This window comes from Pseudomonas sp. R4-35-07, assembly GCF_003852235.1.
GTDB lineage: Bacteria > Pseudomonadota > Gammaproteobacteria > Pseudomonadales > Pseudomonadaceae > Aquipseudomonas.
Genome location: NZ_CP027732.1, coordinates 1,729,488 through 1,754,108, shown reverse-complemented (window position 1 = coordinate 1,754,108; position 24,621 = coordinate 1,729,488). Strand labels below are relative to the sequence as shown.

Genomic DNA, 24,621 nt, shown 5'->3' with positions numbered 1-24,621 from the left:
TTAGAGGAAGGGACTACCAAAACGAGCCATAAGCCCGCAGCGACTAAAATCACAATTTTACACTGCAACGGAGGCTTTCATCTAGGATCATCTGCTGGGCTTACAGTCAAAATACGACATTATAACAGATGGCAAATTGCCTTCAGGTTAATCGACTTCGGATCACTCACTCGCTTCCGAACGAGCATAGGCTCAGCTAACAATCGCCTACATCATGAGTGAAGAGTTCACAGAACTTTCGGATCGCGCAGCCTATGAATGACCGTACGAAAAAAAGCGAGAGCACATCCGATAATAAGGCCTAGCAACCCTCCGCCTGTAATGAGCAAAAGGCGATTTGGACTAATTGGGGTGGTGGGCTCTAATGCTTGTTTGTCAATGACTACGAGCTTAAGATGACTCATATCTTTATTTACCGTCAGCAGGCGTGCTTTCTCTGCACGCAATGGCTGTACATCATTCAAAAATAATTCGTCGTTCACTCGACTTTTCAAGACCTCTATTTCTCGATTAAACTCCAACAGCTTTAATTCTTTCGCAATTTGGGCGATACGTCTTTCAGTAAAGTCATTCGATTTTCGCTGTAGCAAGGCCGTACGCTCAGCCTCAAGCGCACTGACCCCCATAAAATATAAGGGAATCTGCTGATTGTTAATTTCTGTTCGCATAGTGATAGAACCAGAGTGTGCATCATCACCGACAGACGTAGGCGAAGCCGGCATTCTGATATTCAGTTTTTTGGCAATTGCTATCGCTTCATCCAGCTCAGCAATTCGATTTGAACTTAAGCTATGAAGTTGTATACGCAGCCCCTGAAGTTCATCTTTTAACTGAGCTCGGCGAATATTGTCTGATTCAGTCAGAGACGCTATCTTTGCTTCTTTCCATGTATCATAAGCTGAGCGGGCTGTGGCGAGTCTACCGTCAATTTCTTTTAATCGATTATTTACAATAACCGTCAAGTCTGCAGATATCTGATCACGCTCATTTGCTATTGCATACTTGATAAATCCATTGAGTATTGAAACTCCATCTATTCCTTTTGGATAATTTAGCTCAAGCTCCAGATAAGAACCAAGCGCGTCAACCTTATCCTTATTAGCCAATATTAAGTTAATTGATTTTTTATTAAACTCCTCAAATGCTTGCTGCAGAGTTTGTCCAGGACGCACAAACCCCTCAAATAATTTCTGATTGGACCTAAAAAACCCCATACGAATCTCATAAGACTCTAAGGCCATACCGACTCTTACCAGTGCCTCGCTAGGAGGTAAAACATAAACTTCCGAGCGATTGAGCGCATCCAGTTCATTAATCGCAGCAGGCCGAAGTATACTGCTCACCTTGTATACTGGCGTGACCGAAAATGCATAGGCTGCAAAAGCTGATGCAATCACCGCGGCGGTTAAAAAAATAATGACTTTCTGATCCCAGAGATTTTTTATAATTCCGAACGAATTAAATTCTTTATGCTGGGGAACGAGGGCGGAGCGTAGGCTACTACTCACAACAAAAACCTGCCTTCAAAGAGAAACTGCGGGCTCGTTATGCAGACAATTTGCGTGTTTTTATTCTAATTGGATGACCGCCAAAACCCAGCGTCTCTGCCAGATTTGAGCGCACAAAATGACCGTTATCGAGAACAGATTCCATTTTGCCATCTCTTTGGCATATTACAAGACTTGACACATCTGTAAGAAAAGTCCTAATAAGCCAAGGAAATGGCTCATTCTGCGACGTCTGAGGAGTCAGATCGCAGAATATTGGAATAGATAAGACAGCACTCAGTCGTAAATGCTTGGGCCTGGCCTTAAAAGGGTGGTTAATCGATGTGATCTCGCAATGTAAAAAAGGCGCTACTAAGGGAATTTTATCTGATAGACGGTCATAAAATACTCGTTGAGGCTGTAGAGGCACACCCTATCTCCTACCCCTTCGTCGTAGCCCTAACACGCCGGCCGCGCACAAAAACCCCCAACAGCGGCCCAATCAACATCCCCACAATCAACCCCACCACTACAAACACCGCCACCGGCATCTGCGCAGTACTCCACCCCAGGAACGACAGCGCAACACCCTGCTGATTCTCGAGCACAAACGCCAATACCACCAGCGCAGCAACCAGCACCGCGAATACCGCGACAACGCGCTTAACCCCATGCATAACCATCTCCTACTCCAAAAACACTCAGACGCCCTCTTCCTCTTCTTCGTTCACCCGATCGCGCAATTCCTTGCCCGGCTTGAAGTGGGGAACGAACTTGCCGTCGAGGCTGACGGATTGGCCAGTCTTTGGGTTGCGGCCTACGCGCGGAGCGCGGTAGTGGAGGGAGAAGCTGCCGAAGCCGCGGATTTCGATGCGATCTCCGGTGGCCAGGCATTGGGACATTTGTTCAAGCATGGTCTTGATAGCCAGCTCCACATCCTTGGATGAGAGCAGCCCTTGATGGGTGACAATTCGTTCGATCAACTCCGACTTCGTCATATTTTTCCCTTCTTTTTCAAGCAGCTAGGAAAAGCGCTTCGAAGGTTTTAGCATGACTTGATGAATTTGAACAGCCCGTATATCAACTTATCTGCCGCTTAAATAAACGCCCGCAATGAGCACATCGAAACCTCAGTTGCAGATTACCAACATCGTGCGCGTTACTGCGCCGGCGGGATTCCAGCCAAACGGATAGTCGCCCTCCTCATCCGCCGCATCACTGGAACGGGTGAGGACTTTGTAGCCCCGCATTTTGCATTCACGAGCAGCGCGTTTTTCGCACTTCTCCCATTTGTTGCCCAGGCCAGAGCAGTCGATCTCGATGCCGCTTATGCCGCTCTTGGCATGGGTCCTGGCGCTGGTGCTGGAGCAGCCCGCCAGAATGACTAACGCGAGCACTACGAGAATTCTGTTCATTCAAACCCTTATCGAATCAGTAACACGGAATATCTTTAAAAGACTATAGCCAGTTCTGACCGCAGGCTGAATGCCTTGGTTCGGCGGTGTTGATTCATCAAATTTCAGGCACAAAAAAGGGCGACCGAAGTCGCCCTTTTCCTACAGCTTTACAGAACTTAGTTCTGCTTAGCCATTGCTTCGCGCAGCAGGGAGGCCATGGTGGTCTCGCCAGTTGCAGCTGCCGGAGCTTCTTTCAGGCTCTGGATAGCTTCTTTCTCTTCCACTTCGTCTTTGGACTTGATGGAGAGTTGGATTACGCGGCTCTTGCGGTCAACGCTGATGATCTTGGCTTCTACTTCCTGGCCTTCTTTCAGAACGTTGCGCGCGTCTTCAACGCGGTCACGGCTGATTTCGGAGGCTTTCAGAGTCGCTTCGATATCGTCGGCCAGAGTGATGATGGCGCCTTTGGCGTCAACTTCTTTCACTGTACCTTTAACGATGGCGCCTTTGTCGTTCTCTTGAACGTACTCGGAGAACGGATCGCTTTCCAGTTGCTTGATACCCAGGGAGATGCGCTCGCGCTCTGGGTCAACCGACAGGATAACGGTGTCCAGCTCGTCGCCCTTCTTGAAACGACGAACAGCTTCTTCGCCAACTTCGTTCCAGGAGATGTCGGACAGGTGAACCAGGCCGTCGATGCCGCCGTCCAGACCAATGAAGATACCGAAATCGGTGATCGACTTGATGGTGCCGGAGATTTTATCGCCCTTGTTGAACTGGCCAGAGAAATCTTCCCATGGGTTAGATTTGCACTGCTTGATGCCTAGGGAGATACGACGACGCTCTTCGTCGATGTCCAGAACCATAACTTCCACTTCGTCGCCGACTTGTACGACTTTCGAAGGGTGGATGTTCTTGTTGGTCCAGTCCATTTCGGAAACGTGTACCAGGCCTTCAACGCCTTCTTCCAGCTCAGCGAAGCAGCCGTAGTCAGTCAGGTTGGTAACACGCGCGGTCACGCGGGTGCCTTCTGGGTAACGGGCTTTGATAGCGACCCATGGATCTTCACCCAGTTGCTTCAGGCCCAGGGAAACACGGTTGCGTTCGCGATCGTATTTCAGAACCTTGACATCGATCTCATCGCCAACGTTGACGATTTCCGATGGATGCTTGATACGCTTCCAAGCCATGTCGGTAATGTGCAGCAGGCCATCGACGCCACCCAGATCGACGAATGCGCCGTAATCGGTGAGGTTCTTGACGATACCTTTGACTTGTTGGCCTTCCTGCAGGGATTCCAGCAGAGCTTCACGCTCGGCGGAGTTCTCTGCTTCCAGCACGCTGCGACGGGAAACGACAACGTTGTTGCGCTTCTGGTCGAGTTTGATGACCTTGAATTCGAGTTCTTTGCCTTCCAGGTGCGTGGTGTCGCGCACTGGACGAACGTCGACCAAAGAACCTGGCAGGAACGCACGGATGCCGTTAACGTCGACAGTGAAGCCGCCTTTAACCTTACCGTTGATAACGCCCTTGACCACTTCTTCAGCTGCGAAGGCTGCTTCGAGAACAATCCAGCATTCAGCGCGCTTGGCTTTTTCACGGGACAGCTTGGTTTCACCGAAACCGTCTTCAACCGAGTCCAGAGCAACGTGAACTTCGTCACCGACATTGATTGTCAGATCACCAGCATCGTTGTAGAACTGTTCCAGCGGGATCAGAGCTTCAGACTTCAGACCAGCGTGAACGGTTACCCAGCGAGCTTGGTAATCGATATCAACGATAACACCGGTGATGATGGAGCCTGCCTGAAGGTTCAGGGTTTTTAGGCTTTCTTCAAAGAGTTCCGCAAAGCTTTCGCTCATTTTAATTCCTGTTGATAAGGGCGAAGAATACGCCCATCTCCACACCCCAGACGGTGTGGGTCAGTTTCAATTAAAAGAAGCGCTGCAGGACTATGACTGGTCCCCTGCAACCTTCTTGGTCACCCGGCGATATCGCGAATGGCGATCTCGCTCATGATGCGTTCCAGCACCTGCTCGATGGACAACTCCGTGGAATCCAGCTGTATGGCGTCAGCCGCCGGCTTGAGCGGGGCTACCGCACGCTGGGTATCACGCTCATCGCGTGCACGGATCTCATCTAGCAGACTCGACAGACTAACACCATCGACTTTGCCCTTCAACTGCAAGTAGCGGCGACGAGCACGCTCCTCGGCGCTGGCGGTCAGGAAAATCTTCAAAGGCGCCTCGGGAAACACCACGGTGCCCATGTCGCGGCCGTCGGCCACCAGGCCCGGCGGCTCCTGAAACGCGCGCTGGCGCTGCAGCAAAGCCTCGCGAACCGCCGGCAGAGCCGCCACCTGGGACGCGCCGGCGCCGATACTCTCGGTGCGGATCACGTCACTGACTTCATCACCTTCGAGGATGATGCGCTGCAATTGACCGTCGGTCGCCGCGATGAACTGCACGTCCAGATGGGCGGCGATTTTCGTCAGCAACTCTTCGTTGGTCAGGTCGACACCGTGGTTGCGCGCAGCGAACGCCAGCAGGCGATACAGCGCCCCGGAATCCAGCAGGCACCAGCCCAGGCGCTTGGCCAGGATGCCGGCGATCGTGCCTTTGCCCGAGCCGCTTGGCCCGTCGATGGTAATCACCGGTGCTTTGATATTCACAATTGAGCCTCTTGGGCTACACGCATGCCGACGTGGGCACACAGTGTAAGAAAATTCGGAAAAGATGTAGCAACGTTGGCGCAATCACGGATACGAATCGGCGCCGCCGCTCGTAAGGACGCCACGCTGAACGCCATGGCAATCCGATGATCGCCATGGGCATGCACGTCGCCACCGTCTATCGCGCCGCCGTCGATGATAATCCCATCAGGCGTCGGTTCACACTTCACACCCAGCGCCAACAGACCGTCGGCCATGACCTGGATACGGTCGGACTCCTTCACCCGCAACTCCTCGGCACCGCGCAGCACGGTGCGCCCCTGCGCGCAGGCGGCGGCGACGAACAGCACGGGGAACTCATCGATCGCCAGCGGCACCAGCGCTTCGGGAATCTCGATACCCTTGAGTACAGCCGCGCGTACACGCAGGTCGGCGACCGGTTCACCACCCACTTCACGCGGGTTTTCCAAGGTGATGTCTGCACCCATCAGGCGCAGGATATCGATCACCCCGGTGCGGGTCGGGTTGATACCGACATGTTCCAGCAACAGCTCGGAACCCTCGGCAATCGTAGCTGCGACCAGGAAAAAAGCCGACGAGGAAATGTCTCCCGGTACCTCTATATGGGTAGCGGTCAACGCATGCCCGGATTCAACCGACGCCGTCGCGCCCTCCACACCTACCGGATAGCCAAAACCGCGCAACATGCGTTCGGTATGGTCGCGGGTCGGTGCAGGCTCGGTCACGCAGGTTTTACCTTCGGCATACAGCCCGGCCAACAACAGGCAGGATTTCACCTGGGCGCTGGCCATCGGCATTACATAATTCAAGCCTTTCAGCGCCTGGCCACCGCGGATGGTCAGCGGCGGACGCCCTTGCGGCCCGGTCTCGATCACTGCGCCCATTTCCCGCAACGGCTCAGCCACGCGACTCATCGGGCGCCTGGACAGCGACGCATCGCCCGTCAGCACGCTGTCGAAGCGCTGCGCCGCCAGCAACCCGGACAACAGGCGCATGGACGTTCCGGAGTTACCCAGGTAAATCGGCCCTGGCGCCGGTTTCAAGCCGTGCAAACCCACGCCATGAATCGTCACCCGCCCATGGTGCGGCCCTTCAATCACCACGCCCATATCGCGGAACGCCTGCAACGTCGCCAGGGCATCCTCGCCCTCCAGGAAGCCTTCAACTTCGGTCACGCCGTCGGCCAGTGAGCCCAGCATGATCGACCGATGGGAGATCGACTTGTCACCCGGCACCCGGATGCGCCCGCTCAAGCGGCCACCGGGGCTGGCGATGAACGTCAGTTCGTCGGCGTCCACGGAGGTTTCCATGTAAGCCCGGCGCGCCAGGATCTTGCTGAAGTGCTCACGCGCCACCCGCGCACGGGTGAACACGCCCAGTAATTGGTGACCATCACCTGCATCCACCGCATCACGCAAGGCATCCAGGTCGCTGCGGAAGGTGTCCAGGGTGCGCAACACCGCTTCGCGATTGGCGAGGAAGATGTCATGCCACATCACCGGATCGCTGCCGGCAATCCGCGTGAAGTCGCGAAAGCCTCCGGCGGCATAGCGGAAAATCTCCAGATTTTCGTTGCGCTTGGCCAACGAATCCACCAGGCCAAACGCCAGCAGATGGGGCAGATGACTGGTAGCAGCGAGCACTTCGTCGTGGCGTTCGACCTGCATATGCTCCACGTCCGCCCCCAGCTCCCGCCACAGCCGATCCACCACGGCCAACGCCGCTGGGTCGGTCTGCGCAAGCGGGGTCAGGATCACTTTGTGCCGACGAAACAGCTGCGCATTGGACGCTTCCACCCCGCTCTGCTCGGAACCGGCAATCGGATGGCCCGGCACGAAGCGCGGCGGCATTTCACCAAACGCCAGTTGCGCCGCGCGCACCACATTGCCTTTGGCACTGCCGACATCCGTGAGAATCGCGCTGCCCAGGTCCAGGCCGGCCAAAATCGCCAAGAGCTTTTCCATGGCCAGGATCGGTACCGCCAGCTGGATCACGTCGGCGCCCCGGCACGCGACGGCCAGGTCCGCCTCACAACGGTCTACCACCCCCAGTTCTACCGCCAACTGGCGCGATTGCGGGTCCAGGTCCACGCCGACCACTTCGCCACACAAACCACTCTCACGCAGGCCTTTGGCGAAGGAGCCACCGATCAACCCAAGACCGACCACCACCAGGCGACCGATCATAGGCACAGCAGGTTGCAATGCAGTGACATCAACCACGGGCCAGAACCTTGGCCAACGCCTCCAGGAAGCGGCTGTTCTCAGCCGGCAAACCGATGGTGACACGCAGGTGATTCGGCATGCCGTAATTGGCCACCGGACGCACGATCACGCCTTCGCGCAGCAAACCCTGGAAGACCGGGGCGGCTACCTGGCCGAGGTCGACACAGATGAAGTTGCCCTTGGACGCAATCCAGCCCAGGCCCAGCTCGCGGAAACCTGCCTGCAATTGCTGCATGCCGCTTTCGTTGAGGCGACGGCTTTCTGCCAGATAGTCGGCATCCTTGATCGCCGCACAGGCCGCCGCCAGGGCGAGACTGTTGACGTTGAACGGCTGGCGCACGCGGTTCAGCACATCGGCAACCACCGCCGTGGACAAGCCGTAGCCGACCCGCAGCGAGGCCAGGCCATAGGCCTTGGAGAACGTGCGCGACACCAGCAGGTTCGGGTAGGCCGCCAGGAAGTCCAGGCCATCCGGCAGGTCGCTGCCTTCGGCGTACTCGATGTAAGCCTCGTCCAGCACCACCAGCACATGCTCGGGCACGCCTTGCAGGAAGTCGTCCAGCGCCTGTGCGTCGAACCAGGTACCGGTGGGGTTGTTCGGGTTGGCAATGAACACCACGCGGGTCTGGGCGTCGATGGCCGCCAGCATCGCCGGCAGGTCATGGCCCCACTCTTTTGCCGGTATAACGCGGGCATCCGCGCCTACGGCCTGGGTCACGATCGGGTAGACCGCAAAGGCATGCTCACTGAACACCGCATTCAGGCCCGGCGCCAGATAAGCGCGACCGACCAGCTCGAGGATGTCGTTGGAACCGTTGCCCAGGGTCACCTGATTCAGCTCGACCCGGCATTTTTGCGCCAGCAGCGACTTGAGGGCAAAGCCGTTGCCGTCGGGGTAACGGGTCAGCTCAGCCAGCTCTTCACGAATCGCCGCCAGCACCTTGGGGCTCGGGCCCAGCGGGTTTTCGTTACTCGCCAGCTTGACGATCTTGGACGGGTCCAGATTCAACTCACGCGCCAGCTCGTCCACAGGCTTGCCCGGAACGTAAGGCGACAGTTGTTGCACGCCCGGCTGCGCCAGGGCGAGGAAGTTGCCACTCATGTTAAAGCCTCACAAAACCGCTTTCGGGTAAGAGCCCAGCACCTTGAGTGCCACGGCCTCCTGGCTGATTTTCTCCAGCACGCCTTTGACCAGTGGGTCGCGGTGATGCCCGATGAAGTCGATGAAGAACACGTAGGTCCATTTACCGCTGCGCGAAGGACGCGTCTCGATGCGCGTCAGGTCGATGCCGTTGTCGTGGAACGGCACCAGCAGCTCATGCAGCGCGCCGGGCTTGTTGCTCATGGAAACGATGATCGACGTCTTGTCGTCGCCGGTGGGCGGCACTTCCTGGCTACCGATCATCAGGAAACGCGTGGAGTTGTCCGGGCGGTCCTCGATTTTCTCGGCCAGGCGCGTCAAGCCATACAGGCCTGCCGCCATATCGCCAGCAATCGCCGCCGAGTTCCACTCGCCCTTGACCCGCTTGGCCGCCTCGGCATTGCTGGAGACCGCCACGCGCTCGACATTCGGGTAATGCGCATCCAGCCACTTGCGGCACTGGGCCAGGGACTGGGCGTGGGAATAGATCCGGCTGATGCTGTCGGTCTTGGTGTTCTCGCCCACCAACAGGTGATGGTGGATACGCAGCTCGACCTCACCGCAGATCACCATGTCGTGTTCGAGGAAGCTGTCCAGCGTGTGGTTGACCGCGCCTTCGGTGGAATTTTCCACCGGCACCACGCCAAAATTCACCGCACCGGCCGCCACTTCGCGGAACACTTCGTCGATCGCCGCCATCGGCTTACTGATCACCGCATGGCCGAAATGTTTCATGGCCGCCGCTTGGGTGAAGGTGCCTTCCGGGCCGAGGTACGCCACTTTCAGCGGCTGCTCCAAGGCCAGGCACGAGGACATGATTTCACGGAACAACCGCGCCATCTCTTCGTTGCCCAGCGGGCCTTGGTTGCGTTCCATCACGCGCTTGAGCACCTGGGCTTCTCGCTCAGGCCGGTAGAACACCGGCACTTCGCCTTCTGCCAAAGACGCCATTTTTACCCGCGCCACTTCCTGGGCGCAGCGTGCGCGCTCACTGATCAGCTCGAGGACTTTCTCGTCCAGGCTGTCGATGCGTACACGCAGGGCCTTGAGTTCTTGCTCAGACATTAGCCGTGTTCCTTTTCAAACTCTGCCATGTAGGCAACCAGCGCGTTGATCGCGTGGATGTCGACAGCGTTATAGATGGAGGCGCGCATGCCGCCGACCGAACGGTGGCCCTTGAGGTTCAACAGGCCACGCGCTTCGGCGCCGGCCAGGAATGGCTTGTCCAGGCGGTCGTCAGCCAGGCGGAACGGCACGTTCATCCACGAGCGGTCGCTGAGGTTGATCGGGTTGCTGTACAAGCCGCTGGCGTCGATGAAGTCGTACAGGGTGCGCTTCTTCACTTCGTTGAGCTTACCCATGGCCGCCACGCCGCCCTGCTCCTTGAGCCATTCGAACACTAGGCCGGACAAGTACCAGGCGAACGCCGGCGGAGTGTTGTACATCGAGCCGTTATCGGCCGCGACCTTGTAGTTGAGCATGGTCGGGCACAGCGAGCGGGCGCGGCCCAGCAGGTCTTCACGGATGATGTTGACCAGGATGCCGCTCGGGCCGATGTTTTTCTGCGCGCCGGCGTAGATCATGCCGTACTTGGACACATCGATCGGGCGCGAGAGGATGTCCGAAGACATGTCGCACACCAGTGGAACGTCGCCCACCTGCGGCACCCAGTCGAATTCCAGGCCGCCGATGGTTTCGTTGGCGACGTAGTGCACGTAGGCCGCGTCCTTCGACAGTTTCCATTCGTTCTGACCCGGAATGGCGAAGTAGTCATAAGGCTTGGCGGTGCCTGCCACGTTGACGTGACCGTAGCGGGAGGCCTCTTCAATGGCCTTCTGCCCCCAGATACCGGTGTCGATATAGTCCGCCGTGCCGTCTTCCGGCAGCAGGTTCAGCGGGATCTGGGCGAACTGCTGGCTGGCGCCGCCCTGCAGGAACAGCACTTTGTAGTGGGAAGGGATGCCCAGCAAGTCGCGCAGGTCCTGCTCAGCCTTGGTGGCGATGGATACGAACTCATCGCTGCGATGGCTCATTTCCATCACGGAGAGGCCTTTTCCATGCCAGTCGAGGAGTTCAGCCTGCGCGCGCTGCAGGACTGCTTCAGGAAGCGCCGCGGGACCGGCACAGAAGTTATAGGCTCTCTTGCTCACATCCAATCTCTCTGATCTGGTGGGACTGAAATCAAACACTGTAGGAGCGAGCTTGCTCGCGAAAAACCCGAGAGCGCAAGGGCGTCTCTGGCAGCCCGCGTTATCGTTGGCGATTTTCGCGAGCAAGCTCGCTCCTACAGGGGGCGGCGTTGTATTTCAAAGGGGACAAACAACAAGGGGGCGAATCTTCATCCGCCCCCTGTGTGTCCGCTTATTCCTGCGGTTCTTCTTCGTCTGCGGCAGCATCGAGGGTTGGCTCGTCGACGTGGTCATCGCCGGTTGCGATCACCTCGCCTTCAAACTCCTCACCTTCCAGCTCTTCACCTTCAACTTCCGAAGGCTCCTGCACACGCTCAAGACCGACCAGCTTCTCGTCCTTGGCCAGCTTGATCAAAGTCACGCCCTGGGTGTTACGGCCCAGGCTCGAGACTTCTGCCACGCGGGTACGTACCAGGGTGCCCTGGTCGGAAATCAGCATGATTTCCTCGCCGTCGAGCACCTGCACCGCGCCGACCAGACGACCGTTGCGGTCGTTGCTGACCATGGCGATCACGCCCTGGCCGCCACGCTTGTACTCCGGGAACTCGCTGATGGCGGTGCGCTTGCCGTAGCCACGCTCGGACGCGGTAAGGATCTGGCTGCCTTCTTCCGGGATCAGCATGGAAATCAGCTTCTGCCCTTCCGGCAGGCGCATGCCGCGCACACCACGGGCAGTACGGCCCATGGCGCGAACGTCGGATTCCTTGAAGCGCGTGACCTTGCCGCCGTCGGAGAACAGCATGACTTCGCGCTCGCCATCGGTAATGGCCGCCGAAATCAGCACGTCGCCTTCATCCAGTTCCAGGGCGATCAGGCCCACGCTGCGTTGACGGCTGAAGGATTCCAGCGGGGTCTTCTTCACGGTGCCTTTGGCGGTGGCCATGAAGATGAAGTGACCCTCGGTGTATTCATCGACCGGCAGCATGGTGGTGATGTATTCATCACTGTCCAGCGGCAGCAGGTTGACCAGTGGGCGACCACGGGCAGCGCGGGAGGCTTCAGGGATTTCGTAGGTTTTCAACCAGTACACCTTGCCCTTGCTGGAGAACAGCAGCAGCGTGGTGTGGCTGTTGGCAACCAGCAGGTGAGCGATGTAGTCCTCATCCTTAACGCCGGTAGCCGATTTACCTTTACCGCCACGACGCTGGGCCTGGTAGGCCGCCAATGGCTGGGTCTTGGCATAGCCGCCGTGGGAGATGGTCACCACGCGCTCTTCTTCCGGGATCATGTCACCCAGGGTCAGGTCGAGGCGCGCGTCGAGGATTTCGGTACGGCGCACGTCGCCGTATTCGGCGCGGATCACTTCGAGTTCTTCGCGGATCACTTCCATCAGGCGCACGGCGCTGTTGAGGATGCGGATCAACTCGCCGATCTGGTTGAGGATTTCCTGGTACTCGGCCAGCAGCTTCTCGTGCTCCAGACCGGTCAGGCGGTGCAGGCGCAGTTCCAGGATGGCCTGGGCCTGTTCCGGCGACAGGAAGTACTTGCCTTCGCGCAGGCCGTATTGCGGATCCAGGGTTTCCGGACGGCACGAGTCGGCGCCGGCGCGTTCAACCATCGCGACCACAGCGCTGGACTCCCAAGGCGTGCTGATCAGCGCTTCCTTGGCTTCCGACGGGGTTGGCGAGGCCTTGATCAGGGCGATCACCGGGTCGATGTTCGACAGCGCAACTGCCTGGCCTTCCAGGATGTGGCCGCGCTCGCGGGCCTTGCGCAGTTCGAACACGGTACGACGGGTGACGACTTCGCGACGGTGACGCACGAAGGCTTCCAGCAGGTCCTTGAGGTTCAGGATGCGCGGGCGGCCATCGATCAGCGCAACAACGTTGATACCAAACACGCTTTGCAGCTGGGTCTGGGCGTAGAGGTTGTTGAGGATCACCTCAGGCACTTCGCCACGACGCAGCTCGATCACCACGCGCATACCGTCTTTGTCGGACTCGTCGCGCAGCTCGGTGATGCCTTCGAGCTTCTTCTCTTTAACCAGCTCGGCGATCTTTTCGATCAGGCGCGCCTTGTTCAACTGGTACGGAAGTTCGGTGATGACGATCTGCTGGCGGCCACCGACCTTGTCGATGTCTTCGATCATCGAGCGGGCACGCATGTAAATGCGGCCACGGCCGGTGCGGTAGGCTTCGATGATGCCGGCGCGACCGTTGATGATCGCGGCGGTCGGGAAGTCCGGGCCGGGGATGTATTGCATCAACTCATCGATGGTCAGCTCGGGGTTGTCGATGAGGGCCAGGCAACCGTCGATCACTTCACCGAGGTTGTGCGGCGGGATGTTGGTGGCCATGCCCACGGCGATACCGCTGGAACCGTTGACCAGCAGGTTGGGAATACGGGTGGGCATGACGGCCGGGATCATTTCGGTGCCGTCGTAGTTCGGCACCCAGTCCACGGTTTCTTTATGCAGGTCGGCCAGCAGCTCGTGCGCCAGCTTCGTCATGCGCACTTCGGTGTATCGCATGGCTGCGGCGTTGTCGCCGTCGACCGAACCGAAGTTGCCCTGGCCGTCTACCAGCAGGTAGCGCAGGGAAAACGGCTGGGCCATCCGAACGATGGTGTCGTACACCGCAGTGTCGCCGTGAGGGTGATACTTACCGATCACGTCACCGACAACACGAGCAGATTTCTTGTACGGCTTGTTCCAGTCGTTACCCAGCTCGCTCATCGCGAACAGCACACGCCGGTGCACGGGCTTCAAGCCATCGCGCGCATCAGGCAGTGCCCGACCGACAATTACGCTCATCGCGTAGTCGAGGTAGGACTGTTTCAGCTCGTCTTCGATATTGACCGGGAGGATTTCTTTGGCCAGTTCGCCCATGAGAAGCCTGATTCCTTTTTCGGGTGAAACTTCGTCACGTCCAGATGGGACGAACGAAGCTCGCCGCTGCCGGCACGGTGCCTGACAACGACTTACGACAAATCAACGAGTTATGACACGGATCTGCACGTTATGGGCAACCCCTCGGGGCGGCCCTGGAAACCGCCGGATGTTATCACAATCGCCGCCACGCACCTATCCCCCTGATGCGCATGGAGGCTAGTAATTTGATGAATGACAGGCTTGAGGAGGACGAGAGAGGCTCAGAGATGGGGTGGTGCTGTTTTTTGGGGGTGGATCCGGAAGTTTTATTGACTTTTAGGGCCAATCGGGGAGCAAGCCCCCTCCCACATTTTGACTGTGTTCACAAATCAAATGTGGGAGGGGGCTTGCTCCCGATTGCTCTTCAACAAACACCACCACCCTCAATGCAGCCGCTTACGGCACATCAACCTGGCCAGCTTGGCCGCATCCGGCCGCTCCACCACACCTTTCTCGGTGACGATCACGTCGATCAGGTCGGCCGGGGTGACATCGAAAACCGGGTTGAAGGCCTGCACCTCCAGCCGCTGGCCATTCACCTCCAGCAACTCAGCCACATCACGCTCTTCCAAGGCCACATCATCGCCAGTGGCCATCATCAGGTCGAGGGTCGAGCTCGACGCCACCACCATAAAGCGCACGCCGTGGTGCATGGCACACACGGCCAACTGATAGGTGCCGATCTTGCCGATCACATCGCCATTGGCCGCGATGCAGTCAGCGCCAACCACCACCCAGGTCACGCCTTTGGCTTTGAGGATATGCGCCCCGGCGGAGTCGGCATTGACCGTCACCGGGATACCCTCGCCCGCCAACTCCCACGCCGTCAGGCGCGAGCCTTGCAGCCAGGGACGGGTTTCGTTGGCATAGACCTGCTCGACCAGCCCTTCCAGGAACGCCGCACGAATCACCCCGAGGGCCGTGCCGACACCGCCCGAGGCCAATGCGCCGGCGTTGCCATGGGTGAGGATCGCCTGGGCGTTGCCCTGGTGCTTGCGAATCCTCTCCATACCCAATTGGGCCATGACCACATTGGCCTCGCGGTCGCTTTCATGGATCGCAATGGCTTCAGCTTCCAGCACCGCCAATGGGTCGGCGTGCTGCTTGAGACGGTCGAGGCGGTCGCGCATGCATTTCAGCGCCCAGAACAGGTTCGATGCAGTGGGTCGGGTATCGGCCAGCAGTGCGTAGTCTTCTTCCCAGGCCGCCTGCCAGTCGCCGCCTTCGGCCATGCGCTCGCGAGCAGCCAGCACCAGCCCGTAGGCCGCGCTGATGCCGATGGCCGACGCGCCGCGTACCACCATCGAGCGGATGGCGGCGGCCACCTCGCCGACGGTCGAGCAGGCCACCCAGCATTCCCGGGCCGGCAGCGCACGCTGATCGAGCAGGTGCAGCACGCCATCACGCCAATCGATGGCCTTCACCTTCTCTGCAGCCAACAGTCGGTCGCGCATCCCTTTCCCCGTACTCATGAACAAAAGCCGCCGATTATAGCGATCCGCCAGCCAGGACGCTCGGGTATACTTCGCCCTTCTTTTATAGCTGCCCAGGAAGAAGCCTGCGATGACGCCCACTGCCGCCCCGCTCGACTTATTGCTCCTGCCGACCTGGCTGGTCCCCGTCGAACCTGCTGGCGTGGTGCTCAAGGAGCATGGCCTGGGTATCCGCGACGGCTGCATCGTGTTTATCGGGCCACGGGCGGCGGCGCTCAAGCTTGAAGCCAGCGAAGTGCGCGAGCTGCCCGGCATGCTGCTCAGCCCGGGCCTGATCAACGCCCATGGGCATGCGGCGATGAGCCTGTTTCGCGGCTTGGCCGATGACCTGCCGTTGATGACCTGGCTGGAAAAACACATCTGGCCCGCCGAAGCCAAGTGGGTCGATGAAGCCTTCGTGCGCGACGGCACCAACCTGGCCATCGCCGAGCAGCTCAAGGGCGGCATCACCTGCTTCTCCGACATGTATTTCTACCCCAAGGTCGCCAGCGACTGCGTGCACAACAGCGGCATGCGCGCGCAGATCGCCATTCCGATCCTGGATTTTCCGATTCCTGGCGCAAGCAGCGCCGATGAGGCAATGCGCCAGGGTATCGAGCTGTTCGGCGACCTCAAGCACCATCCCCGCATCAAGATCACGTTCGGCCCCCACGCGCCTTACACCGTCAACGATGACAACCTGGAGAAAATCCGGGTGATCGCCGAAGAGCTGGACGCCGCAATTCATATGCATGTGCACGAAACCGCCTTTGAAGTGCAGCAGGCCGTGGAACAGACCGGCGAGCGGCCATTGGCACGCCTGGGTCGCCTTGGCTTGCTGGGCCCGCGCTTCCAGGCCGTTCATATGACCCAAATCAGCGAGGATGACTTGGCTTTGCTGGTAGAAAGCAACACCAGCGTCATTCATTGCCCGGAATCGAACCTGAAACTGGCCAGCGGCTTCTGTCCGGTTGAACGCCTGTGGCAGGCTGGCGTCAATGTGGCTATAGGCACTGACGGCGCCGCCAGCAACAACGACCTCGACCTGTTGGGCGAAACCCGCACCGCCGCCATGCTGGCCAAGGCGGTCGCTGGTTCGGCCACCGCGCTGGACGCCCATCGCGCGCTGCGCATGGCGACCCTCAATGGCGCGCGGGCGATGGGCCTGGACAGCCAGATCGGCTCGCTGGAAGTTGGCAAGGCCGCAGATATCGTCGCCTTCGACCTTTCGGGGCTGGCGCAACAACCGATCTACGATCCGGTCTCACAGCTTATCTACGCTACCGGTCGCGATTGCGTGAAACACCTTTGGGTCGCCGGCAAGCAGTTGCTCGACGACCGACGATTGACCCGCATGGATGAACAACAGCTGACCGCCACGGCCATTGGCTGGGGCCAGCGCATCAGCGGGCACAGCGAATAAACCGATTTATCAGATTCAGAGGATTCACCATGAGCAACGTCGACCACGCCGAAATCGCCAAATTCGAAGCCCTGGCCCACCGCTGGTGGGACCGTGAAAGCGAGTTCAAGCCCCTGCACGACATCAACCCGCTGCGAGTCAACTGGATTGACGAACGCGTCAACCTGGCCGGCAAGAAGGTGCTGGACGTCGGTTGCGGCGGCGGCATCCTCAGCGAGGCCATGGCCCAGCGTGGCGCTACCGTGATGGGCATCGACATGGGCGAAGCGCCGCTGGCCGTGGCCCAGCTGCACCAGCTGGAATCCGGCGTGAGCGTGGAGTACCGCCAGATCACCGCCGAAGCCCTGGCCGAGGAAATGCCCGAGCAGTTCGACGTGGTCACCTGCCTGGAAATGCTCGAGCATGTGCCCGACCCGTCTTCGGTGATCCGCGCCTGTTTCCGCATGGTCAAGCCCGGCGGCCAGGTGTTCTTCTCCACCATCAACCGCAATCCCAAGGCTTATCTGTTCGCGATCATTGGCGCCGAATACATCATGAAGCTGCTGCCGCGCGGCACCCACGACTTCAAGAAATTCATCCGCCCGTCCGAGTTGGGGGCCTGGAGCCGTCAGGCCGGCCTCAGCGTAAAAGACATCATCGGCCTGACCTACAACCCACTGACCAAGCACTACAAGCTGGCCAGCGACGTTGACGTCAACTACATGATCCAGACCCTGCGCGAGGAGTAAGCCTGTGAAGTTGCGAGCGGTTCTCTTCGACATGGACGGTACCCTGCTGGACACCGCGCCAGACTTTATCGCCATCTGCCAGGCCATGCGCGCCGAGCGTGGCCTGGCACCGGTCAACCCGCAGCATATTCGCGATGAAATCTCCGGTGGCGCACGGGCCATGGTCGCCGTGACCTTCTCGATGGACCCGGAGTCGCCAGGCTTTGAAGCACTGCGCCAGGAATTCCTCGAGCGCTACCTCAAAGACTGCGCGGTGCACAGCAAACTGTTCGACGGTATGGCCGAATTGCTGGAAGACATTGAGAAGGCCAAGCTGATCTGGGGCGTGGTCACCAACAAGCCGGTGCGCTTTGCCGAGCCGATCATGCAGCGACTGGGCCTGGCCGAACGCTCGGCCGTGCTGATCTGCCCGGACCACGTGAAAAACAGCAAGCCGGACCCGGAGCCGATGCTCCTGGCGTGCAAGCTGCTGAACCTGGACCCGGCCAGCGTGCTTTTCGTCGGCGATGACCTGCGCGACATAGAGTCAGGCCGCGATGCCGGTACGCGCACGGCGGCGGTCACCTACGGCTACATTCACCCGGATGACAACCCGCGTCACTGGGGCGCGGATGTAGTGGTGGACCACCCGCTGGAACTGCGCAAGGTGCTGGATAACGCGCTGTGCAGTTGCTGATTGTTCGCGATGCTGCTGACCGATGAAGATCCAAAAAGTGGGAGGGGGCTTGCTCCCGATTGCAGTGTGTCAGCCACTGCATGTGTTGGCTGATCCTCCGCTATCGGGGGCAAGCCCCCTCCCACATTTGGATCTCCAGTGAGCTCAAATTGGATGCTGACTTGTTGAATTTTGTCGAGGCTATTTATGTTTGATTACTCTGCACCGCCAGAACTGCTCAAAGGCCGCATCATCCTGGTTACGGGTGCCGGCCGTGGGATCGGCGCCGCTGCGGCGAAAACCTACGCCGCCCACGGCGCCACCGTGCTGCTGCTGGGCAAGACCGAAGCCAACCTGGCCCAGGTGTATGACGAGATCGAAGCGGCGGGCCAGCCGCAGCCGGTGGTGATCCCGTTCAACCTGGAGACTGCCCTGCCCCATCAATACGACGAGCTGGCGGCGATGATCGAAAGGGAATTTGGCCGCCTCGACGGCCTGCTGCACAACGCCTCGATCATCGGCCCGCGCACACCGATCGAACAGTTGTCCGGCGAGAATTTCATGCGGGTGATGCACGTGAACGTCAACGCGATGTTCATGCTGACCAGCACCTTGCTGCCGCTGCTCAAACTGTCCCAGGATGCGTCGGTGGTGTTCACCTCCAGCAGCGTCGGGCGCAAGGGCCGGGCGTATTGGGGTGCCTATGGCGTGTCAAAATTTGCAACCGAAGGCTTGATGCAAACCCTGGCCGATGAGCTGGAGGATGTGGCCGCCGTGCGCGCCAACAGCATCAACCCGGGCGGTACGCGCACCAGTATGCGAGCCCAGGCGTACCCAGGGGAAAACCCGATGGAAAGGCCGGCGCCGGAAGAGATCATGCCGGTGTACCTGTATTTGATGGGGCCGGACAGTGCGGGCATCAATGGGCAGGCGTTTGATGCGCAATAACCCCTGACACAACCTAAATCAAAATGTGGGAGGGGGCTTGCTCCCGATAGCGGAGTGTCAGCCAACAGATTAATTGGCTGATCCACCGCTATCGGGAGCAAGCCCCCTCCCACATTGGTATTGCAGCGCTTGTCAGTTTTTCACCACTTCCTCAAGGGTGAAGCGCCCCAGCGGGTTCTGCAGGAAGTTGCTCACATTCTTGCGTGAGATGTTGATATACGGGCTGTAATACAGATCGATCCAGTTCACATCCTGCTTCGCCAGTTTCTGCAATTCCACATACATCTGCTCACGCTTGGCCGGGTCGGCCTCGATGCGCGCTTGTGCCACCAGCGCCTTGACCTTGTCGTTCTGGTAGCGGGTCATGTAGTTCTGGTTGGTGTCGTGGCCCAGCACGAAGGTGGTCTTCTGGTCCGGGTCGAGGATGTCGTTGGTCCAGTACATCACCGAAATATCGTACTCACCGTCCACCAGCATCTGCCAGCTCTGGGTCGGGTCGACTTTCTGCAGGTTGGCGGTGACGCCAACCTTGGCCAGTTGGTCCTTGATGATCACCGCAATCTGCTCGTCAGCTTCATTGCCGGCATTGACCACGTAGTTGAGCTTCAAGTCCTTGGCGCCTGCCTCTGCCAGCAGCTTTTTGGCCGCAGTCGGGTCATATGGGCGCTGCAGGTTATTGGCGTAGTGATACAGCGAGCCTTTGGGGATGTAGGAATACGCCACGGTGCCTTGCCCGTAAGTGGCGGTCTTCACCAACGATTGTTTGTCGATGGCCATGTCCAGCGCTTCACGCACCTGCGGCTTGGCCAGCAGGCCGTGCGCGTGGTTGATCAGCAGGTGATCTTCGCGGGTGGACGGGTCAGCGTGGATCACCACGTTCGGGTCTTTCTTCAGCTCCTCGACACGGGAGAAGGGTACGAAGATCGCCGTGTCCAGTTCGTTGTTCTGCACCATGCGCATGCGTGTGTTGTCGTCGGTGACCGACACCCATTCCACGCCGTCCAGGCTGACCTTACTGGCCTGCCAGAAGTTCGGGTTCTTCTTCAGGATCACGCGGTCGCCCTTGCGCCATTCGTCCACGGTGAAGGCGCCGGAGGTCACCGGGTTTTCCGAGTAGGCGTCTTCGCCCATCGCCGTCATGGCTTTTTCCGACAGGATCGACACCGTTGGCGAGGCCAATTGCGAGAGAAACGCCACCGCCGGGGTTTTCAGGGTGACCACCAGCGTCTTCGGATCGCTGGCCCTGGCGGTGTCGATCAGGCTGAACGGGTCACTCCACAGCGACGCCTTGTTATCACGGATGCGCAACAGGCTGAACGCCGCATCGCTGGCGGTGATCGGCGAACCGTCGGAAAACTTCGCCTCGCGCAGTTTAAAGGTGTAGGTCAGGCCGTCCTTGGAAATCTCCCAGCTTTGTGCCAGGCCCGGTTCCATTTTGGTGCCCAGGTTATCCACGCGCACCAGGGTGTCGTAGACGTTGGCGAACACCCAGGTATCGCGGTTCTGCGCGCTTTTGATCGGGTCGAAGGTGGTGCTGTCTTCACGGCAGCCGATGGTCAAGACGCCGGCGGCCTGGGCCAGGCCGGCAGTGAGGGACCAGGCGGTCAGCGTGGCGGCGGCGAGCAATTTCAAATGGCGCGATTGCATGTCATAACTCCTTGTTCATGATGGGCAGGAAGGGTCAAAGGTTGTTCAAGCACGCAACTGTATCGATGCTCATGCAGCGAATGGGTGGGCGGCAACACCACGGAACACATGGCGCGGGCATACCGGCAACGCGGGTGAAACGCGCAACCTGTGGGCAGGTTCAGTGGGCTGGGTGGTTCGCCGGGCAGCGGCTGCGCCGGTAACGGACGATGCGGGTCAATCTGTGGAATCGCTTCGATCAACGCCGCCGTATACGGGTGACGCGGTGCAGTGAACACCGCTTCCACCGGCCCCTCCTCGACGATCTTGCCCAGGTACATCACCGCCACGCGGTCGCACAGGCGCCGCACGATGGCCAGGTCATGGGCGATGAACAAGATCGCCAGGTTCATGCGCTGTTGCAATTGCAGCAGCAAGTTGATGATCTGGCCCTGGATCGACACATCCAGCGCCGCCACGCATTCGTCGGCGATGATCAAGCGCGGCTCCACCGCCAGCGCCCTTGCGATCCCCACGCGCTGGCACTGGCCGCCGCTGAGGGAGCCTGGCTTGCGCGACGCCAATTCAGGCCGCAGGCCGACCAGCTCGAGCAGCTCATCGACCCGGGCGCGGATGTTTTCCGGTGCGACCTTGCGCTGCACCCGCAACACTTCGGCGAGGGTTTCGCCGAGGGTGTGGCGCGGGTTCAGGGCGGCGTAAGGGTCCTGGAAAATCATTGCGGTTTCCTGGCGCAACCGCGCAATATCGATGGCGCTGCCCTGGGCCATGTCGACACCGTCAAACAACACCTGCCCGGCGCTGATCGGGTTCAGGTGCAAGATCGCCCGCCCCAACGTACTTTTACCGCTGCCGGACTCGCCCACCAGCCCAAGGGTTTCACCGGCGGCCAGGTTCAGTGAAACCCCGTTCACCGCCCTCACCCACTGCTTGTTCAACCCGAACAGGCCTGTGCCGGACGCGGCAAAGCGCACCTCCAGGTCCTTGATCTGCAGCAGACTCATGGGCGTTCTCCGAGGGGATAGTGACACGCCACCCGTGCGCCTTCCGGCAACAGCGTCGTACACAGCGCGCCGACCTGCGGGCAGCGGGGGTTGAAGCGGCAGCCGTCAGGCAGTGCGTCAAGCAGTGGCGGCTGGCCAGGGATAGTGCGCAGCAATGCATAACCGCTGCTGTGGGCCGGCTGGCAATCGATCAGCCCGGCGGTGTACGGATGCCGGGGGTGGGCGAGCAGTTCGTATTTGCTGCCGTGTTCGCACAGGCGCCCGGCGTACATCACCGCGATGGAGTCGCAGCTTTGCGCCACTACACCGAGGTCATGGGTGATCATGATGATCGACAGGCCACGCTTGTCGCGAAGGTCGAGCAACAGCCGCAGGATTTGCGCCTGCACCGTCACATCGAGGGCGGTGGTGGGTTCGTCCGCGATCAGCACCTTCGGGTTGCACCCCAGGGCTACCGCAATCATCGCGCGCTGGCGCATGCCGCCGGAAAATTCATGGGGATAGTTGTCGACCCGCGCTTGCGGGTCGGGAATGCCGACTTGGCGCAGCACGTCGATAGCCTGCAGCCGCGCGTCTTTTTTCGAGGCGCCCTGATGCAGGCGGATGCCCTCGGCGATCTGCTCGCCGATACGCATCAACGGGTCCAGGTGACTGCTGGGGTTCTGGAAAATCATGCCCAACTGCCCGCCCCGGATGGTACGCATGCCGGCTTCATCCAGGCGCAGCAGGTCCTGGCCGGCCAACTGCACCGCGCCGCCTTGTACACGCAGGTTGGGCGACGGCAACAGGCGCATCAGCGCGCGACAGGCCAAGGTCTTGCCCGAACCGCTTTCACCGACCAAGCCCAGGATCTCGCCTTCGGCCAGGTCAAAGGACACGCGGTCGACCAGGCACAACTCGCGCCCGGCGTTATTGGCGATCACGCTGAGGTCGCGCACCTGCAGCAGGCTCATGAACGAGCCCCCAACACCTGCGCCACACCATCGGCCAGCAGGCTGAAGCCCATGGCCAGGGTCACGATGGCCACCCCTGGAAAGGTGCAGATCCACCAGGCGGTAGTGATAAAGGCCTGGCCCTCGGCGACCATCGTCCCCCATTCGGCGGTGGGCGGTTGCACGCCCAGGCCCAGGTAGCTCACGGCCGCACCGTTGAGCAGCACCAGCACCGCGTCGGACATGGAAAACACAATCGAGCCGAACAGCGCATTGGGCAGCAAATGCCGGAACAGGATGCGCCCATGGCCAAACCCCAGGCTCTTGGCAGCCAGGGCGAACTCGCTTTCCTTGAGCACCAGGATCTGCGAGCGGATCAACCGCGCATACGACACCCAGCCCACCAGCGCCATGGCGATGTAAAAGCTCTGCAGCCCAGGCCCGAGAATGGCCATGATCGCCAGCATCAGCACCAGGAACGGAAACGCCAGCACCACATCGATCACGCGCATGCACACACTGTCGAAGCGCCCACCGATATAGCCGGACACCGCGCCGACGAAGGTGCCGATCATGAACGGAAAGATCACCCCGACAATCGCCAGTTGCAGGTCGATGCGCGCGCCCCAGATCACCCGTGAAAGGATGTCGCGGCCGTAGTTGTCCGTGCCGAACGGGTGCGCAATGCCGGGCGCGAGCAGACTCATCTCGGTGTTCTGCGCGATGGGGTCGTAGGGGGCGATCCACGGCGCGAACAGCGCCAGGGTCAACCATGCAAACAGTATCAACAGGCCCCATGCGGCAGTCAGGCGACCGTTGCCAAAACCCAGGCGCAGGCGCCAGGGGGCGACCAATGGGCGGCTGTTCATTGCATCTTCACCCGTGGGTCGAGGGCCACCGTCACCACGTCGGCGACGAAGTTGACCACCACCGTCGCACAGGCCAGAACCATCGCCACGCCCTGCACCACCATGTAATCGCGGGTAAAAATACCGCGCACCAGCAACTGGCCGATGCCGGGAATGGCGAACAGGCTTTCGATGACCACCGTGCCGCTGATCAGCCAGCCGATATTCACTGCCAGCAGGTTAACCGCCGGCACCAGCGAATTGGGCACCACATGGCGGCGGAACACGGCGGCTTCAGACAGCCCCCGCGCCCGTGCCGCGGTGACATGGTCGGCCTGCAGTTCCACCAGCATGCTCGCGCGCAGATTACGCACCAGCACCGCCGACAGCGCGAGCGCAATGGTCAGACACGGCAGCAGCATATGGTGGGCCTTGTCCAGCCAGGTGCGGCCATAACCGGACACCGGAAACAGACCCCATTGCACACTCAACAACAGGATCAGCATCAGACCCAGCCAGAACGCCGGCATGCCCAGGCCGACCGTGGTGAACACGCGAATCAGGGTGTCGGGCCAGCCGCCTTTATTGCGCGCAGCCAGTGTCGCCAGCGGCACCGCGATCAACAGTGCCAGCACCACGCTGCCGAGCACCAGCACCAGGGTCGGTTCGATGCGGGTGACGATCAGCTTGAGGGCGTCGACTTTGTACAACAACGATTGGCCGAGGTCGCCCTTGAGCAGGTTCTTCAGGAAATAGAAGTATTGCAGCCACAACGGCTCATCGAGGCCGTACTGGGCGCGGATTTTCAGCAATGCGTCCGGCGTGCTGCGCGAGCCCAGCAGCGCACGCGCCGGATCGCCCGGGATCGAGCGTACCAGCACGAAGGTGATCAAACTGATGCCCAACAGCACCGGCAACAACTGCAGGGGCCGGGACAACACGAAACGGTAGCGGGCCAGGTTCATCC

21 protein-coding genes are annotated in these 24,621 nt (G+C 59.7%); 4 read left to right on the top strand and 17 right to left on the bottom strand.

The window, feature by feature from the left end; translation table 11 throughout:
* Window positions 1-227 precede the first annotated feature (227 nt).
* The 12 genes from C4J89_RS08040 to mtnA all read right to left on the bottom strand — a co-directional run bounded on the left by C4J89_RS08040 (window position 228) and on the right by mtnA (window position 15,454).
* Window positions 228-1,508, bottom strand: a complete 1,281-nt coding sequence (locus tag C4J89_RS08040; RefSeq protein ID WP_124414186.1) for a Wzz/FepE/Etk N-terminal domain-containing protein — start codon at window positions 1,506-1,508, stop codon at window positions 228-230.
* A 419-nt stretch (window positions 1,509-1,927) separates the two neighbouring features.
* Window positions 1,928-2,164: a LapA family protein gene (locus C4J89_RS08035; RefSeq protein ID WP_124361862.1), complete on the bottom strand. Its 237-nt coding sequence runs from the start codon at window positions 2,162-2,164 to the stop codon at window positions 1,928-1,930.
* Between the two features lie 24 nt (window positions 2,165-2,188).
* Complete coding sequence (gene ihfB / locus C4J89_RS08030; protein WP_003189779.1) at window positions 2,189-2,485, bottom strand: integration host factor subunit beta; 297 nt, start codon at window positions 2,483-2,485, stop codon at window positions 2,189-2,191.
* A gap of 132 nt (window positions 2,486-2,617) precedes the next feature.
* Window positions 2,618-2,902, bottom strand: coding sequence for a hypothetical protein (locus C4J89_RS08025; protein ID WP_124414185.1), 285 nt, complete (start codon window positions 2,900-2,902; stop codon window positions 2,618-2,620).
* A gap of 158 nt (window positions 2,903-3,060) precedes the next feature.
* The gene (gene rpsA, locus C4J89_RS08020) at window positions 3,061-4,746 is read right to left on the bottom strand and encodes a 30S ribosomal protein S1 (protein ID WP_124361860.1); all 1,686 of its coding nucleotides are present in this window, start codon (window positions 4,744-4,746) and stop codon (window positions 3,061-3,063) included.
* A 119-nt stretch (window positions 4,747-4,865) separates the two neighbouring features.
* Window positions 4,866-5,555 carry a (d)CMP kinase gene (gene cmk, locus C4J89_RS08015; protein ID WP_005786302.1) on the bottom strand — a complete coding sequence of 230 codons (690 nt, stop codon included), beginning with the start codon at window positions 5,553-5,555 and terminating at the stop codon, window positions 4,866-4,868.
* Window positions 5,552-7,762: a bifunctional prephenate dehydrogenase/3-phosphoshikimate 1-carboxyvinyltransferase gene (locus tag C4J89_RS08010; protein WP_256681809.1), complete on the bottom strand. Its 2,211-nt coding sequence runs from the start codon at window positions 7,760-7,762 to the stop codon at window positions 5,552-5,554. The genes cmk and C4J89_RS08010 overlap by 4 nt, the downstream gene beginning before the upstream one ends.
* Window positions 7,763-7,790: 28 nt before the next feature.
* Window positions 7,791-8,903, bottom strand: coding sequence for a histidinol-phosphate transaminase (gene hisC / locus C4J89_RS08005; RefSeq protein ID WP_124414183.1), 1,113 nt, complete (start codon window positions 8,901-8,903; stop codon window positions 7,791-7,793).
* Window positions 8,904-8,912: 9 nt separating this feature from the next.
* Window positions 8,913-10,007, bottom strand: a complete 1,095-nt coding sequence (pheA, locus tag C4J89_RS08000; RefSeq protein ID WP_094952927.1) for a prephenate dehydratase — start codon at window positions 10,005-10,007, stop codon at window positions 8,913-8,915.
* Complete coding sequence (gene serC, locus C4J89_RS07995) at window positions 10,007-11,092, bottom strand: 3-phosphoserine/phosphohydroxythreonine transaminase (protein WP_124361857.1); 1,086 nt, start codon at window positions 11,090-11,092, stop codon at window positions 10,007-10,009. The genes pheA and serC overlap by 1 nt, the downstream gene beginning before the upstream one ends.
* A gap of 211 nt (window positions 11,093-11,303) precedes the next feature.
* Window positions 11,304-13,958, bottom strand: coding sequence for a DNA gyrase subunit A (gene gyrA / locus C4J89_RS07990; RefSeq protein WP_124414182.1), 2,655 nt, complete (start codon window positions 13,956-13,958; stop codon window positions 11,304-11,306).
* Between the two features lie 425 nt (window positions 13,959-14,383).
* On the bottom strand, window positions 14,384-15,454 hold the full coding sequence (gene mtnA, locus C4J89_RS07985; protein ID WP_124414181.1) for an S-methyl-5-thioribose-1-phosphate isomerase: 1,071 nt from the start codon (window positions 15,452-15,454) through the stop codon (window positions 14,384-14,386).
* 109 nt (window positions 15,455-15,563) lie between these two features.
* Here mtnA and C4J89_RS07980 point away from each other — a divergent pair, with 109 nt between their 5' ends.
* The 4 genes from C4J89_RS07980 to C4J89_RS07965 all read left to right on the top strand — a co-directional run bounded on the left by C4J89_RS07980 (window position 15,564) and on the right by C4J89_RS07965 (window position 19,226).
* Window positions 15,564-16,895, top strand: coding sequence for a TRZ/ATZ family hydrolase (locus C4J89_RS07980; RefSeq protein WP_124361854.1), 1,332 nt, complete (start codon window positions 15,564-15,566; stop codon window positions 16,893-16,895).
* A 29-nt stretch (window positions 16,896-16,924) separates the two neighbouring features.
* Window positions 16,925-17,623 carry a bifunctional 2-polyprenyl-6-hydroxyphenol methylase/3-demethylubiquinol 3-O-methyltransferase UbiG gene (ubiG, locus tag C4J89_RS07975; RefSeq protein WP_124361853.1) on the top strand — a complete coding sequence of 233 codons (699 nt, stop codon included), beginning with the start codon at window positions 16,925-16,927 and terminating at the stop codon, window positions 17,621-17,623.
* A gap of 4 nt (window positions 17,624-17,627) precedes the next feature.
* On the top strand, window positions 17,628-18,299 hold the full coding sequence (gene mupP / locus C4J89_RS07970) for an N-acetylmuramic acid 6-phosphate phosphatase MupP (protein ID WP_124361852.1): 672 nt from the start codon (window positions 17,628-17,630) through the stop codon (window positions 18,297-18,299).
* Window positions 18,300-18,485: 186 nt separating this feature from the next.
* Entirely contained in the window at window positions 18,486-19,226 is a 741-nt protein-coding gene (locus tag C4J89_RS07965; protein WP_124414180.1) for a YciK family oxidoreductase, read from the top strand.
* A 132-nt stretch (window positions 19,227-19,358) separates the two neighbouring features.
* On the opposite strand, the gene C4J89_RS07960 is transcribed toward C4J89_RS07965, so the two are convergent.
* The 5 genes from C4J89_RS07960 to C4J89_RS07940 are packed head-to-tail and all read right to left on the bottom strand — an operon-like array spanning window position 19,359 to window position 24,619.
* On the bottom strand, window positions 19,359-20,873 hold the full coding sequence (locus C4J89_RS07960; protein ID WP_124414179.1) for an ABC transporter substrate-binding protein: 1,515 nt from the start codon (window positions 20,871-20,873) through the stop codon (window positions 19,359-19,361).
* The gene (locus tag C4J89_RS07955; RefSeq protein ID WP_124361849.1) at window positions 20,855-21,874 is read right to left on the bottom strand and encodes an ABC transporter ATP-binding protein; all 1,020 of its coding nucleotides are present in this window, start codon (window positions 21,872-21,874) and stop codon (window positions 20,855-20,857) included. Before C4J89_RS07955 ends, C4J89_RS07960 begins: the two co-directional genes overlap by 19 nt.
* Window positions 21,871-22,827, bottom strand: a complete 957-nt coding sequence (locus C4J89_RS07950) for an ABC transporter ATP-binding protein (RefSeq protein ID WP_124414178.1) — start codon at window positions 22,825-22,827, stop codon at window positions 21,871-21,873. The genes C4J89_RS07955 and C4J89_RS07950 overlap by 4 nt, the downstream gene beginning before the upstream one ends.
* On the bottom strand, window positions 22,824-23,675 hold the full coding sequence (locus C4J89_RS07945) for an ABC transporter permease (protein WP_124406629.1): 852 nt from the start codon (window positions 23,673-23,675) through the stop codon (window positions 22,824-22,826). The genes C4J89_RS07950 and C4J89_RS07945 overlap by 4 nt, the downstream gene beginning before the upstream one ends.
* Window positions 23,672-24,619 carry an ABC transporter permease gene (locus tag C4J89_RS07940; RefSeq protein WP_124361846.1) on the bottom strand — a complete coding sequence of 316 codons (948 nt, stop codon included), beginning with the start codon at window positions 24,617-24,619 and terminating at the stop codon, window positions 23,672-23,674. The genes C4J89_RS07945 and C4J89_RS07940 overlap by 4 nt, the downstream gene beginning before the upstream one ends.
* Window positions 24,620-24,621 lie beyond the last annotated feature (2 nt).

Bases quoted from the DNA above. Each gene is read 5' to 3' on its own strand.
- C4J89_RS08035 (WP_124361862.1), bottom strand. From the start codon at position 2,164: ATGCATGGGGTTAAGCGCGTTGTCGCGGTATTCGCGGTGCTGGTTGCT.
- ihfB (WP_003189779.1), bottom strand. From the start codon at position 2,485: ATGACGAAGTCGGAGTTGATCGAACGAATTGTCACCCATCAAGGGCTG.
- C4J89_RS08025 (WP_124414185.1), bottom strand. From the start codon at position 2,902: ATGAACAGAATTCTCGTAGTGCTCGCGTTAGTCATTCTGGCGGGCTGC.
- rpsA (WP_124361860.1), bottom strand. From the start codon at position 4,746: ATGAGCGAAAGCTTTGCGGAACTCTTTGAAGAAAGCCTAAAAACCCTG.
- C4J89_RS08010 (WP_256681809.1), bottom strand. From the start codon at position 7,762: ATGATCGGTCGCCTGGTGGTGGTCGGTCTTGGGTTGATCGGTGGCTCC.
- hisC (WP_124414183.1), bottom strand. From the start codon at position 8,903: ATGAGTGGCAACTTCCTCGCCCTGGCGCAGCCGGGCGTGCAACAACTG.
- pheA (WP_094952927.1), bottom strand. From the start codon at position 10,007: ATGTCTGAGCAAGAACTCAAGGCCCTGCGTGTACGCATCGACAGCCTG.
- gyrA (WP_124414182.1), bottom strand. From the start codon at position 13,958: ATGGGCGAACTGGCCAAAGAAATCCTCCCGGTCAATATCGAAGACGAG.
- mtnA (WP_124414181.1), bottom strand. From the start codon at position 15,454: ATGCGCGACCGACTGTTGGCTGCAGAGAAGGTGAAGGCCATCGATTGG.
- C4J89_RS07980 (WP_124361854.1), top strand. From the start codon at position 15,564: ATGACGCCCACTGCCGCCCCGCTCGACTTATTGCTCCTGCCGACCTGG.
- ubiG (WP_124361853.1), top strand. From the start codon at position 16,925: ATGAGCAACGTCGACCACGCCGAAATCGCCAAATTCGAAGCCCTGGCC.
- C4J89_RS07965 (WP_124414180.1), top strand. From the start codon at position 18,486: ATGTTTGATTACTCTGCACCGCCAGAACTGCTCAAAGGCCGCATCATC.
- C4J89_RS07960 (WP_124414179.1), bottom strand. From the start codon at position 20,873: ATGCAATCGCGCCATTTGAAATTGCTCGCCGCCGCCACGCTGACCGCC.
- C4J89_RS07955 (WP_124361849.1), bottom strand. From the start codon at position 21,874: ATGAGTCTGCTGCAGATCAAGGACCTGGAGGTGCGCTTTGCCGCGTCC.
- C4J89_RS07950 (WP_124414178.1), bottom strand. From the start codon at position 22,827: ATGAGCCTGCTGCAGGTGCGCGACCTCAGCGTGATCGCCAATAACGCC.
- C4J89_RS07945 (WP_124406629.1), bottom strand. From the start codon at position 23,675: ATGAACAGCCGCCCATTGGTCGCCCCCTGGCGCCTGCGCCTGGGTTTT.
- C4J89_RS07940 (WP_124361846.1), bottom strand. From the start codon at position 24,619: ATGAACCTGGCCCGCTACCGTTTCGTGTTGTCCCGGCCCCTGCAGTTG.